This is a genomic window from Amycolatopsis mediterranei (assembly GCF_026017845.1).
Taxonomy (GTDB): domain Bacteria; phylum Actinomycetota; class Actinomycetes; order Mycobacteriales; family Pseudonocardiaceae; genus Amycolatopsis; species Amycolatopsis mediterranei.
In genome coordinates, this window is record NZ_CP100416.1 from 2,346,677 (window position 1) to 2,359,002 (window position 12,326).

General features: G+C 68.1%; 11 protein-coding genes and 1 tRNA gene. 5 read left to right on the top strand and 7 right to left on the bottom strand.

Translation table 11 applies throughout. The annotated features are described in order from the left end of the window. Nucleotides 1-172 precede the first annotated feature (172 nt). On the top strand, nt 173-811 hold the full coding sequence (locus tag ISP_RS11215; protein ID WP_013223994.1) for a nicotinamide mononucleotide transporter family protein: 639 nt from the start codon (nt 173-175) through the stop codon (nt 809-811). On the opposite strand, the gene ISP_RS11220 is transcribed toward ISP_RS11215, so the two are convergent. Further along, nucleotides 792-2,402, bottom strand: a complete 1,611-nt coding sequence (locus ISP_RS11220; protein ID WP_013223995.1) for an L-lactate permease — start codon at nt 2,400-2,402, stop codon at nt 792-794. The two genes, ISP_RS11215 and ISP_RS11220, sit on opposite strands and share 20 nt — an antisense overlap. A 129-nt stretch (nt 2,403-2,531) precedes the next feature. Next, nucleotides 2,532-3,122 carry a TetR/AcrR family transcriptional regulator gene (locus tag ISP_RS11225; RefSeq protein ID WP_013223996.1) on the bottom strand — a complete coding sequence of 197 codons (591 nt, stop codon included), beginning with the start codon at nt 3,120-3,122 and terminating at the stop codon, nt 2,532-2,534. 70 nt (nt 3,123-3,192) lie between these two features. On the opposite strand from ISP_RS11225, the gene ISP_RS11230 reads away from it, so the two are divergent. After that, nucleotides 3,193-3,948, top strand: coding sequence for an SDR family NAD(P)-dependent oxidoreductase (locus tag ISP_RS11230; protein WP_013223997.1), 756 nt, complete (start codon nt 3,193-3,195; stop codon nt 3,946-3,948). Here the strand turns inward: ISP_RS11230 and ISP_RS11235 are convergent. Together ISP_RS11235 and aceE are read right to left on the bottom strand one after the other, a co-directional pair. Continuing rightward, nucleotides 3,945-5,156, bottom strand: a complete 1,212-nt coding sequence (locus ISP_RS11235; RefSeq protein WP_013223998.1) for an alpha-hydroxy acid oxidase — start codon at nt 5,154-5,156, stop codon at nt 3,945-3,947. The genes ISP_RS11230 and ISP_RS11235 overlap by 4 nt on opposite strands. Before the next feature lie 83 nt (nt 5,157-5,239). Continuing rightward, nucleotides 5,240-8,035 (bottom strand): pyruvate dehydrogenase (acetyl-transferring), homodimeric type, encoded by a 2,796-nt coding sequence (gene aceE / locus ISP_RS11240; RefSeq protein ID WP_013223999.1) that lies wholly within the window; start codon nt 8,033-8,035, stop codon nt 5,240-5,242. Nucleotides 8,036-8,452: 417 nt separating this feature from the next. Here aceE and ISP_RS11245 point away from each other — a divergent pair, with 417 nt between their 5' ends. The 3 genes from ISP_RS11245 (at nt 8,453) to ISP_RS11255 (ending at nt 9,537) form a co-directional block, all read left to right on the top strand. Next, nucleotides 8,453-8,884: a DUF3052 domain-containing protein gene (locus tag ISP_RS11245; protein ID WP_013224000.1), complete on the top strand. Its 432-nt coding sequence runs from the start codon at nt 8,453-8,455 to the stop codon at nt 8,882-8,884. Between the two features lie 73 nt (nt 8,885-8,957). Beyond that, nucleotides 8,958-9,422, top strand: coding sequence for a peroxiredoxin (locus ISP_RS11250; protein ID WP_013224001.1), 465 nt, complete (start codon nt 8,958-8,960; stop codon nt 9,420-9,422). Between the two features lie 40 nt (nt 9,423-9,462). Beyond that, a tRNA-Val gene (locus ISP_RS11255) sits at nt 9,463-9,537 on the top strand. Here the strand turns inward: ISP_RS11255 and ISP_RS11260 are convergent. The 3 genes from ISP_RS11260 to ISP_RS11270 form a co-directional block, all read right to left on the bottom strand. Then, nucleotides 9,494-11,239 carry a recombinase family protein gene (locus ISP_RS11260; protein ID WP_230468930.1) on the bottom strand — a complete coding sequence of 582 codons (1,746 nt, stop codon included), beginning with the start codon at nt 11,237-11,239 and terminating at the stop codon, nt 9,494-9,496. The two genes, ISP_RS11255 and ISP_RS11260, sit on opposite strands and share 44 nt — an antisense overlap. Nucleotides 11,240-11,268: 29 nt before the next feature. Next, the gene (locus ISP_RS11265; RefSeq protein WP_014466765.1) at nt 11,269-11,724 is read right to left on the bottom strand and encodes a recombinase family protein; all 456 of its coding nucleotides are present in this window, start codon (nt 11,722-11,724) and stop codon (nt 11,269-11,271) included. Between the two features lie 182 nt (nt 11,725-11,906). Next, on the bottom strand, nt 11,907-12,263 hold the full coding sequence (locus ISP_RS11270) for a hypothetical protein (RefSeq protein WP_013224003.1): 357 nt from the start codon (nt 12,261-12,263) through the stop codon (nt 11,907-11,909). Between the last annotated feature and the right edge of the window lie 63 nt (nt 12,264-12,326).

Sequence of the window (12,326 nt, forward strand, 5' to 3'; positions counted from 1 at the left end):
TGGCCTTGGTTGCGTTCAACGCACCCAATGTGGCCTTCGGTGCGTTGAACGCACCGAAGGCCACATTGGGGCGCTCGAGTCCCACGGTTCGGGATGTTCCGCCGCTCACACTCCTTGGGGAATGCGTCCGTCAGCGAGCATGTTGGGAGCGGTAGGACGAAAGGGGCGTGACGTGGACTTCCTGTTGCACCACGGGATCACCGTGCTCGGCCAGTGGATCTCGATCGCGGAGCTCGCCGGGCAGGTGTTCGCGCTCGCCGTCGTGTTCCTCGCGCAGCGTCGCACCCTGTGGACGTGGCCCGTGCAGGTCGGGGCCACCGTGCTGCTGTTCGCCGTCTACGTCTCCGCGCACCTCGGCGGGCTCGCCGCCCGGCAGGTCGCCATCCTGGCCATCTCCGTCTACGGCTGGTGGGCGTGGACGCGTCGCCAGGACCCGGTGTTCGGCGTCGTCGTGCGCAAGGGCCGGCTCGCCGAACGGCTGGCGATGGCCGGCGCCTTCGTCGTCGGCACCACCGTCATGGCGCTGGTCCTCGACGCCCTCCACGCGTCCTGGGCCCCTTGGCCGGACGCCGCCATCTTCGTCGGCACCCTCGTCGCGTTCGGGGCGCAGGGACTCGGGCTCGTCGAATTCTGGCTGGTCTGGCTGGCCGTCGACGCGATCGGCGTGCCGCTGCAGATCTCGTCCGGGCTCTACTTCTCCGCCGCCATCTACATCGTCTTCGCCGGGCTCGTCGTGCACGGCTGGTGGAGCTGGAACCGCTCCGCCCAGCGCGTCGCCGCCCGGCCCGGGGTCACGGCAGCATCCAGCTGAGCACCGCGGTGCTCTGACCCCACACGATCAGGCACATCACGAGCAGCAGCCCGACGCTCCACGGCAGCACCTTCCGCAGCAGCTTCCCCTCTTCCCCGGGCAGGTTCGCCGCCACGCAGGCGATGGTGAGGTTCTGCGGCGACACCATCTTGCCGAGGACACCGCCGGAGCTGTTCGCCGCGGCCAGCAGGTCCGCGGGCAGGCCCGTCTGGTGCGCCGCCGTCACCTGCAAGGCGCCGAACAGCGCGTTGGCCGACGTGTCGGATCCCGAGACGGCGACGCCGAACCAGCCCAGCAGCGGCGAGAGGAACGCCAGCCCGGCGCCCGCGGCGGCGATGAACGTGCCGATGGTGCTGGTCTGGCCGGACAGGTTCATCACGTAGGCCAGCGCGAGCACGCCGGTCACGGTGAGGATCGCGAACCGCAGCTCCTTGACCGTCGCCAGCCACTCCTGCGCGGTGTCACCCGCCCGCACCGCCAGCAACGCCGCCGTGATGACGCCGGCCAGCAGCACCAGCGTGCCGCCGGTGTTGAGGAACGGCAGCGAGAACGTGTTGCCGGACACCGGTTTCCCGTTCGGCGCGGCGACGTTCAGGCCGGGCCAGTGGAACTTCCAGGTCGCCTTGTCCAGCAGCCGCTTGACCGGCGGCAGCACGGCGATCGAGAAGATCACGATGATGAGCAGGTACGGCAGGTAGGCCTTGACGACGTCGCCCCGCGAGTCCTCCGGCGGCGCTTCGGCGGTCGCCCCCGGGCCGGTGCCGATCCGGACGGCTTCGGGCACCGGCCGCCGGGTCTGGGGGAGGGCCACCAGCGCGGCCGCGCCGGCCAGCGCCGCGCCGATGTCGGCCAGCTGCGGTGACACGTAGTTCGAGGCGAGGAACTGCACCAGCCCGAACGCGACACCGCAGACGAGCGCGGGCAGCCAGGTGTCCTTGAGGCCGCGCTTGCCGTCGACGATGATCACCAGCAGCAGCGGCACGACCAGCGCGAGCAGCGGCGTCTGGCGCCCGACGATCGACGACACCTCCTGCAGCGGCAGCCCGGTGACCTGGGCGAGGGTGACCACCGGGGTGCCCATGGCGCCGAACGCGACGGGCGCGGTGTTGGCGACGAGCGCGACGACGGCGGCCTTGACCGGGTGGAACCCGACGGCCACGAGCATCACAGCGCTGATCGCGACCGGCGCGCCGAACCCGGCGAGCGCCTCCATGAGCGCGCCGAAGCAGAAGGCGATGATCAGCGCCTGGATGCGCGGGTCGTCGGAGATGCGCCCGAACGAGCGGCGCAGGACGTCGAAGTGCCCGGTCCGCACGGTGAGCCGGTAGATCCAGAGTGCGTTGACGACGATCCACATGATCGGCCACAACCCGAACGCGGCGCCCTGCAGCGCCCCGGAGACGGCCTGCACGACGGGCATCCCGAAGGCGGCGATCCCGACGACGAGTGCGACGAGCAGCCCGATGAGGGCGGCGTGGTGCGCCCGCATCCGGACGGCCCCGAGCAGCACGAGGACGGTGGCGAGCGGCAGCACGGCGACGAGCGCGGACAGGCCGAGGGAACCGAGCGGAGTCAGATCCTGAACGAACACGAGCGACCTCCGTTTCCACGATGCGAAAACGGCCTTTCGGCGAGTGCCCGAGATCTTCGTCACAAACCAGGCGGTCCGTCAAGAAGTTGAGACCGGTTGGCCCAACAAGTCAGTGCTTGACGGCTTGCTTCACGGCTTCGGCAGCACGGCAAGCGCGGTCTCGGCGATCGCGCGGATGCCGTCCGGCTCGACGCCGCCCTTGCCGAGTGCTTCGAGGCCGCGCAGGACCGCCAGCACCAGCCCGGCGAGGTGGGCGGGGTCCGGGCCGGGGTCGATGTCGCCCGCGCGCTGCGCGCCCGCGATGCACGCCGTCAAGGAGTCGTGCAGGTCGCGGAACGCCCGCCCGGTCCGCGCGGCGACGGCCTCGTCGTGCTCCGAGCATTCGGCGGCGCCCTTCGCGATCAGGCAGCCGCGGCGCTCCCGATCGACGGCGACCGACTCGGCGATGGCGCGCACATGGTCGCCGAGCCGCCGGTGGGCCGTTTCGTCGGGGCCTTCGAGCTGGCGCCGCACGCCGTCGGTCGATTCGGTGCAGTAGTAGTCGTAGACGCGCAGGTAGAGCGCGTGCTTGTCGCCGAAAGCGCCATACAGGCTGCCCTTGCCGAGGCCGGTCGCGGCGGCGATGTCGTCGACCTTCGTGCCGGCGTAACCGTGTTCCCAGAACTGGTCCCTGGCCGCGCGCAGGACTGCCGCCTCGTCGAAGCTCCGGGGTCTCGCCATGAGATCAGGCTACCCATTCTTGACTACCTCGTCCAGAACGGCGTACGTTCTGGACGAGATAGTCAAGAACTTGGAGGGCATCGTGAACCTGGAGAACAAAACCGCGGTCGTGACCGGTGGCAGCACCGGCATCGGGCTCGCCATCGCCCAGCGGTTCGCGGCCGAAGGCGCGCACGTGTTCATCACCGGCCGCCGCAAGGAAGCCCTCGACGACGCCGTCGCCGAGATCGGCAGCGGGGTGACGGCCGTGCGGGCCGATTCGGCGAACCTGGCCGACCTGGACGAGCTCTACCGCGCGGTGGCCGAGCGCGGCCGCGGGCTGGACGTCGTGGTGGCCAACTCCGGTGGCGGGAGCTTCGCCCCGCTCGGCGAAATCACCGAAGAACAGTTCGACGCCACCTTCGGAACGAACGTCAAGGGCGTCGTCTTCGCCGTCCAGAAGGCGCTGCCGCTGCTGAACGAGAACGCCTCGATCATCGTCACCGGCTCGACGGCGTCGATGCGGCCCGGGCCGGCCTTCGGCGTCTACGGGGCGACGAAGGCGGCGGTGCGCAACTTCGCCCGAAGCTGGGCGCTCGACCTCAAGGGCACCGGCACGCGGGTCAACGTCCTGAGTCCCGGACCGACGCGCACCCCCGGCATGCTGGGCCTGGTGCCCGACGACGAACAGCAGGGTCTGGTCGACGGCCTCGTGGCGCAGGTCCCGCTGGGTCGTCTCGGCGACCCGGCGGAGATCGCGGCCGCGGCGCTGTTCCTGGCCTCCGATGAGGCGAGTTTCGTCAACGGCACCGAGTTCTTCGTCGACGGCGGTGCGGCACAGGTCTAGCGCAAGGTCGCGTGCGAGGGCTTGAGGTCGGCGAGGGTGCGGACGCCGAGCAGCTGCATCGTGCGGACCATTTCCGTCCGCAGGATGTCCACGCAGCGCTGGACCCCGCGCTCGCCGCCGGCCATCAGGCCGTACAGGAACGCCCGGCCGATCAGGACGGCGTCGGCGCCCCGGGCGATCGCCGCCACGATGTCGCCGCCGGACAGGATGCCCGTGTCGATCCAGACCTCCGCGCCGCCCTGGAGCTCGTCCAGGACTGCCGGGAGCAGCTCTAGGGGCGTCGGGGCGCGGTCGAGCTGGCGGCCGCCGTGGTTGGACAGCAGCACCGCGTCCGCGCCGTGCTTCACGACGTCGCGGGCGTCGTCGACGTTCTGGACGCCCTTGACCACCAGCTTGCCCGGCCAGGTGCGGCGCACCCAGTCGAGGTCGTCGTAGTTCAGCGTCGGGTCGAACAGTTTGTTCAGCAGCTCGGCCACCGTGCCGCCGAACTGGTTCAGCGACGCGAACGTCAGCGGCTCGGTGGTCAGCAGGTTGAACCACCACGCCGGGTGCGTCGCGCCGTCGAGGAAGGTCTTGAGGGTCAGCGCCGGCGGGATGGTCAGGCCGTTGCGGACGTCCCGCAGCCGGGCGCCCGCGACCGGGGTGTCCACGGTCAGCATCAGCGTGTCGTAGCCCGCCGCCCATGCGCGATTCATCAGATCTTCACCGGCGCCGTGGTCGCGCCAGACGTAGAGCTGGAACCACTTGCGGGCGCCCGGCGAGGCTTCGGCGAGGTCCTCGATCGACGTCGTCGCCATCGTCGAGAGCCCGACGGGGATGCCGTTGCGCTCGGCGACGCGGGCCACCGCGCGCTCACCCTCGTGCTGCATCATCCGGGTGAAACCGGTGGGGGCGAAGGCGAACGGCAACGCCGAGGTCTGGCCGAGGATCTCGCGGGTGGTGTCCACATCGGACACCCCGCGCAGCACGTTCGGGTGGAATTCGACCCGCCGGTACGCCTGCCGGGCGCGGAGCAGGCTGTCTTCCAGCTCGGCCGCCCCGTCGGTGTAGTCGAACGCCGCCCGCGGGGTGCGCTTGCGCGCGATCATCCGCAGGTCGGCGACGGTGTGCGCGTTCGCCAGCCGCCGGTCCGTCGGGTTCAGCACGATCGGTTTCGGCCGCAGGATCTGCTGCAGCTCACTCGGCTTGGGCAGCCGGCGCTTCGTCACCCTGATCAACTCCCTAACGGACTACGAGCGAGCGGGACCCGGCAGACATCGGATGTCTGCCGGGTCCCGAAACTAGCACCTGATCACGCGTTGCCGGACTCCGACGTCTGCGGCCCGGCGGCCGCGATGTCGTCGAGCCGGTACTTCGTGGCCGCTTCGAGGACCTTCGCCTGCTCGACCTCGCCGCGCTTGGCCAGGATCGACAGCGCCCCGACGGTGATCGACTCGGCGTCGACCAGGAACTTCCGCCGCGCCGCCGGCCGGGTGTCGGAGAAGCCGAAGCCGTCCGTGCCCAGCGTCAGCATGTCGGTCGGGACGTATGGGCGGATCAGGTCCGGCACCGCGCGCATCCAGTCCGACACCGCCACGACCGGGCCGTTGCTCCCCGAAAGCGCCTCCGTCACGTACGGCACGCGCGGCTCGCTGCCCGGGTAGAGCAGGTTGTCGTGGTCGATCTCGACGGCTTCGCGCCGCAGCTCGGTCCACGACGTCACCGACCACACCGCGGCCCGCACGCCCCACTCCTCGGCCAGCATCTTCTGCGCCTTCAGCGCGTCCGGCATCGTGACGCCCGAGACCAGGATCTGCACCTCCGGACCGTCGCCCCCGGGCGCGTCCGCGTACTTGTACAGACCCTTCAGCAGGCCGTCGACGTCGAGGTTCTCCGGCTCGGCGGGCTGCTGGTACGGCTCGTTGTAGATCGTCATGTAGTAGAAGACGTTCTCGCCGTTGCCGTCCGGGCCGGCCTCGCCGTACATCCGGCGCAGGCCGTCCTTGACGATGTGCGCGATCTCGAACGACCACGCCGGGTCGTAGGCCACCGCGGCCGGGTTGGTCGCCGCGAGCAGGAGCGAGTGGCCGTCGGCGTGCTGCAGGCCTTCACCCGTCAGGGTGGTTCGGCCGGCGGTGGCGCCGAGGACGAACCCGCGGGCCATCTGGTCGGCGGCGGCGTACAGGCCGTCACCGGTCCGCTGGAACCCGAACATCGAGTAGAAGATGTAGATCGGGATCATCGGCTCGCCGTGCGTCGCGTACGACGTGCCGACGGCGGTGAACGACGCGGTGGAGCCCGCCTCGTTGATGCCCTCGTGCAGCAGCTGGCCCTTCTCGGACTCCTTGTAGGCCAGCATCAGGCTCGCGTCGACCGACGTGTAGGTCTGGCCGTGCGGGTTGTAGATCTTGGCCGTCGGGAACATCGAGTCGAGGCCGAAGGTGCGGGCCTCGTCCGGGATGATCGGGACGACGCGCTTGCCGATCTCGGAGTCCTTGGCCAGCTCGCGGACCAGCCGGACGAACGCCATCGTGGTGGCGACCTCCTGCTTGCCGGAGCCCTTCCGGATGCCCTCGTAGACCTTGTCGCCCGGCAGGACCAGCGCCTTCGCGGCCTTCGGACGGCGTTCCGGCAGAAACCCGCCGAGCGCCTTGCGGCGGCCGATCATGTACTCGATCTCGGGCGAGTTCGCGCCCGGGTGGTAGTACGGCGGCAGCTTCGGGTTGCGCTCCAGCTCCTCGTCGCTGATCGGGATCCGCTGCGAGTCGCGGAACAGCTTCAGGTCGTCGAGGGTGAGCTTCTTCATCTGGTGCGTGGCGTTGCGGCCCTCGAACGCCGGGCCCAGGCCGTAGCCCTTGATGGTGTGGGCCAGGATCACCGTCGGCTGGCCGTGGTGCTCCAGCGCCGACTTGTAGGCCGCGTACACCTTGCGGTAGTCGTGGCCGCCGCGCTTGAGGTTCCAGATGTCGGCGTCGGAGAGGTCCTTGACCAGGTCCTTCGTCCGCGGGTCGCGGCCGAAGAAGTGTTCGCGGACGAAGGCGCCGTCGTTGGCCTTGTACGTCTGGTAGTCACCGTCCGGGGTGACGTTCATCAGGTTGACCAGGGCGCCGTCGCGGTCGGCGTGCAGCAGCGAGTCCCACTCGCGGCCCCAGATCACCTTGATGACGTTCCAGCCGGCGCCGCGGAAGTACGACTCCAGCTCCTGGATGATCTTGCCGTTGCCGCGCACCGGGCCGTCGAGCCGCTGCAGGTTGCAGTTGATCACGAAGGTCAGGTTGTCGAGGCCCTCACCGGCCGCGACGTGGATCAGGCCGCGGGATTCGGCCTCGTCCATCTCGCCGTCGCCGAGGAACGCCCAGATGTGCTGGTCGTCGGTGTTCTTGATGCCGCGGTCGCGCAGGTACCGGTTGAACCGGGCCTGGTAGATGGCGTTCATCGGGCCGAGGCCCATCGACACCGTCGGGTTCTCCCAGAACTCCGGCATCAGCCGCGGGTGCGGGTACGACGGCAGGCCGCCGCCCTCGCCGGCGTGCGAGAACTCCTGGCGGAAGCCGTCGAGCTGCGACTCGCTCAGCCGGCCTTCGAGGAACGCGCGGGCGTAGATGCCGGGGGAGGCGTGGCCCTGGATGTAGATCTGGTCGCCGCCGCCGGAGTGGTCCTTGCCGCGGAAGAAGTGGTTGAAGCCCACCTCGTACAGCGCGGCCGAGGAGGCGTAGGTCGAGATGTGGCCGCCGACGCCGACGCCCGGGCGCTGCGCGCGGTGCACCATGATCGCCGCGTTCCACCGGATGTAGGCGCGGTAGCGGCGCTCGATCTCCTCGTCGCCGGGGAACCACGGCTCGTTCTCGGTGGGGATGGTGTTGACGTAGTCCGTCGAGGTCAGGGCCGGTACGCCGACGTTCCGTTCCCGGGCCCGCTCGAGGATGCGCAGCATCAGGTACCGGGCCCGCTGCTGACCGCCCCTCGCCAGAGCCTCGTCGAAGGAGTCCAGCCACTCGGCGGTCTCCTCCGGGTCGATGTCGGGCAGGTGCGCCGCCAGTCCGTCACGGATGACGCGTACGCGTGCCGGGGTCTCCTTGCCGGAGGCGCCGTCGTTCTGCGGGGCCAAGGGGTCTCCTTGCGAAAAGTTGCAGCCGGTGTTGCTCGTACGCGGGGGTGTTACGACTCTCCATCGTCGTCTTCCGTCCCGGCTTCCGCACCGCTACTTGGCGGTAACATGGGCCGACCCGGTCGAGCCACTCCCTGCGCGCGGTGTATCGCGCGCGCGTTTACTTCCTCCCCACCCTAGGGGACGACCCTCCCAGGGGTGGCAGGCCGGGTGCGCCCGGCACCCGAAACGCCGTCGCGGGCGGGGTGTGGCGGGCCGTATCCTGCGACACGAGTTGTCACAGATCCGGTGTGGACGGTTGCGCGCGGAGCTTCACCAGTGTTCGCTATCGGCAACCGGGTAGCCGAGTGTGGCCCAGGTGTACCCACCGAGGGTGCTCCGACGCCACGCTCCGTCGTAGTTGGAGGAGTGAAAGCAGTGGTCGCCGCGGGAGACGCTGATCAGAGCAGCGTCGCCGAGAGGCTCGGCATCAAGCCCGAGATGGTGGTCCAGGAGATCGGCTGGGACGAGGACGTCGACGACGACGTCCGCGCGGCGATCGAGGAGCAGATCGGCGGGGACATCCTCGACGAGGAAGCCGACGAGGTCATCGACGTGGTGCTGCTCTGGTGGCGCGAGGACGACGGCGACCTGGGCGACGCGCTCATCGACGCCCGGGGCCCCCTGGAGGAGACCGGCGTGATCTGGGTGCTGACCCCGAAGACGGGACAGCCCGGGCACGTCGAGCCGAGCGAAATCGCCGAAGCGGTGCCCGCCGTAGGCCTGGCCCAGACCGCCAACATCAGTGTCGGCCCGAACTGGATCGGCACCCGCCTGGTGTCTCCCAAGTCGAAGTCGAAGCAGCGCTGAGCCGGTCCCACCGGACGGACACGATAGGGTTGTCGTCGCAGGCACGTGTCCGTTCGGGAGAGGAAACGCTGGTATGACCGTCGAGGTCGGTTCTGAGGCCCCTGACTTCACGCTCAACGACTACAACAAGCAGCCGGTCCAGCTGTCGTCGTTCCGGGGTGACAAGCCGGTTCTGCTGGTCTTCTACCCCTTCGCGTTCAGCGGCATCTGCACGGGCGAGCTGTGCCAGCTCCGCGACGAGTTCGCGGACTACGACAACAAGGGCGTCCAGATCCTGGGCGTCTCGGTCGACACGCCGTTCTCCCTCAAGGCGTGGTCCGAGAAGGAGGGCTACCAGTTCCCCCTGCTGTCCGACTTCTGGCCCCACGGCGAGGTGGCGCAGGCGTACGGCGTCTTCAACTCCGACGCCGGCCTGGCGGTCCGCGGCACGTTCTTGATCGACACGTCCGGCGTGGTCCGGTTCGCCGAGGTCAACGCGCCCGGTGAGGCTCGCGACCAGCAGGGCTGGAAGAAGGCCGTGGCCGAACTGACGGCTTGAGTTCTTTGCGGTGGCGGTCCGGTCGTCCGGGCCGCCGTCCGGGCGCATAGCTCAGCGGAAGAGCACTCGGCTTACACCCGAGCGGTCGCAGGTTCGAACCCTGCTGCGCCCACCAAAGTATTCATACGCACACCGACGACAGGTCGGGTGAAAGCGGCATCACGTTTAGTGATGCCGCTTTCACTTTCTGCAACTGCGTCGAACGGGTGAATTTCGGACAGCTGGATCAGTGAGGCAAAGGGCTCGGTCAGGGCGTGTCGCTCGATGGAGCCATCTTCACCGACGTACAGCTTCTCGAAGAACCCGTGGTTGATCTGTCGCTTGATGCTGTCCGTGGCGCGGATGTAGGCGCTCGCGCAGTGTCCGGCAGCCGTCAGAGCAGCCTCCAGGACCTGCTCGACGTCTTCCTGCGACACCTTGGCCGCTGATATCGCGGCGTCCGCCTCGACCAGGCTCCGGGTGAGGCGCTTCATCTCGGAGGCAAGCAGGTCTTGTGGGATCGCTCCGGCGTAGTGCGCCTGCAGCAGCTTCTGCCGCTCGTCGTCGAGCTTGCGCTTGCGTTCGGTGGCGTGCTGGAGGCTCCGCCGGGCCTCGGCTTGCTCGGCTGCCATCTCGGCCGTCACGGCATCGCGGATGGCAGTCACGGTCTCCGGCGGAACCTGGAGGCGCTCGTACAGGTCGGCTACGCCCTCCTCGATCCGCTCTACTCGGACGGCCGGCCGCTGACAGTTGTTCGCCCTGGTGCGCTTCTTGGCGCACAGGTAGTAGGCGTAGACGCCACCGTTACCTTCGTTGCGCGAGTAGTGGAGTCGTCCGCCACAGCCTGAACAGAAGATCGTGCCACGCAGATAATGGCGATGCTTCCGGTCCCGCTCACCTTGCTGGCCATGGGCGGCGAGCACGTCTTGAACCCGAAGCCAAGTCTCCGGCTCGATCAGTGGCTGGTGCTTACCCTCGTAGTGGATGCCTTGGTAGCTGACGACGCCCATGTAGTACGGGTTCCGGAAGATGGCATACATCGTGTTGATGCTGATTTCACCTTGCGGTTTGGTGGCTGTGGCGCGGGTCGTCAGCCCCTTGGCGCGAGCTGCAAATACGAGGTCGGCTGCGCTCCATTCCCCGGTGGCGTATTCGTTCAGGCACCACTGGACGATCTCAGCCCGTGCCGGGTCCAGTTCGACCCAGGAAAACTCAGCGCCGCCGCGTGACTCACGTCGGTTGATGTAGCCAATGGGTGCCCTAAACGGCGTGCCGCCCTCCTGCGCCTTGCGTACGAGTCCCTTCATGACCTCCTGAGCGAGGTTGCCGGAGTAGAACTGGGCAATCTCGGCCATGAGGCCATACAACAGCCGACCGCTGGGCGTGTCGTCGATGTTCTCCGTGCAAGAGATGAGCTCGACGCCATGCTTGCGCAGCATGAGGTTGATCGCGATGTCGTCCTCGCGGTTTCGCGCCAGTCGGTCGATCTTGTGCACGATCACGAACTCCGGCCGGACGGTCTTGATGTCCTTGAGTAACTTCTGCAGCTGTTCCCGGTCGGCGGACCGGGCTGACTCGCCAGCGTCCACGTATTCTTCATGCACGGTGACGCCCAGCTGCTGGGCCTTGGCGTAGCAGGCCTCACGCTGGGCTGGGATCGAGTAGCCCTCCGCGCCGCCACCGGTGCGAGCCTGCTCCTTGGTGCTGACGCGCAGGTAGATGAGCGCAATGCCGCTTTCACGTTTCGACGCAGGCGGTACCTGGCCGGACCGGGTTTGGTTACGTCCGACCTTGCGGACGGCATCCAATGCGTGCGAGTTGTTTCCTTGTTCGGTCATGGTGACCTCCTCTCGATTGATGAAGCTGACTACTTTTCGTCGTGCTTTTCGCTGTCTGTGTTCTCGTTGCTGAAGTCCACTATCTGCACGGAACCAATCTGCGTGATAATCTCCTCCGCCAGTTCGTTGGCATCGCGATGTGGCTGCGAGGCGATCTCTAGTCGAGAACCAGCTTTGGCAATGCTCCACGCGATACTGGCGTAGTGCGCCATCTTGTGGGCGAGGCGACTATGGTCAAACGTAATGACGTAGTCGGGTTTCAGCGCGGGAAGGTCGCTCAGCAGCTCGGCCAAGCCGGGTTGGCCGTCCGGGCGGGTGGTGGTGCCGCGATCGGTGTACTCGCCGAGCACGCGCAGGCCCAGCTCATTGGCTCGTTGCTGGCAGATGCTTCGTTGCCGGGCAATGCCTGTGAAGATGTCTCCGGCTCGGTTGCTGGCCGTGCGCAGATAGAACACGGCGGTCAGTGCGGTAGATGGTTCACTCATGGGTGCCTCCTTTTGCCTCGGATTAACTCTCGAATCCGCCTCCATAATCATTTTCTCAGCCTTTCTTGCAAGTGCCAAGAAAGGTATTCCTGTCCTTATTGAGGATGTCCTTTAGAAGGAGGGGTGGTACGGGATGGCGGCTCATGGCTGCCATCCCGTACCGGGTAACGCGCGAGCGGCGTTTACTCGCTCTCGCTGGTCGCGCTCTTGCGTCGGGACGTCGACTTCGGGGCCTCGGGCTTGTCCGGCGCTTCGCCGAACAGGCCTTCAATGGCGCCCCGCCGGGCGGCGGCTTCACGCTCGATCTCCTCGAGCGCTGCCGCTGCCCGCGCGGCGAAGTCCGGCTCTTGCCGCTTGGTGGCCACGTACTGCTCGACGGCTCGCAGGACCGCATCGGCCAGCGAAATCTGGTCGAGCTGAGCCACCAACGAGAACTGCGCGTGCAGCGCGTCGGGCAACTTGACGCCCAGCGTCTTCACGTTGGAGCGGGGTTCGGACATGACGGTGCCTTTCTTCTCGGCGTTGGTGGGACCGCTCACACCTCGCAGACCGGTGCCTGCGAAGCGACAACTTGAGCGGCCCCACGCCGCCGACAAAGCGGG

Excerpts from the sequence above, each read along its gene's own strand:
- ISP_RS11225 (WP_013223996.1), bottom strand. The coding sequence starts at position 3,122 with ATGGCGAGACCCCGGAGCTTCGACGAGGCGGCAGTCCTGCGCGCGGCC.
- ISP_RS11250 (WP_013224001.1), top strand. The coding sequence starts at position 8,958 with ATGACCGTCGAGGTCGGTTCTGAGGCCCCTGACTTCACGCTCAACGAC.
- ISP_RS11260 (WP_230468930.1), bottom strand. The coding sequence starts at position 11,239 with ATGACCGAACAAGGAAACAACTCGCACGCATTGGATGCCGTCCGCAAG.
- ISP_RS11265 (WP_014466765.1), bottom strand. The coding sequence starts at position 11,724 with ATGAGTGAACCATCTACCGCACTGACCGCCGTGTTCTATCTGCGCACG.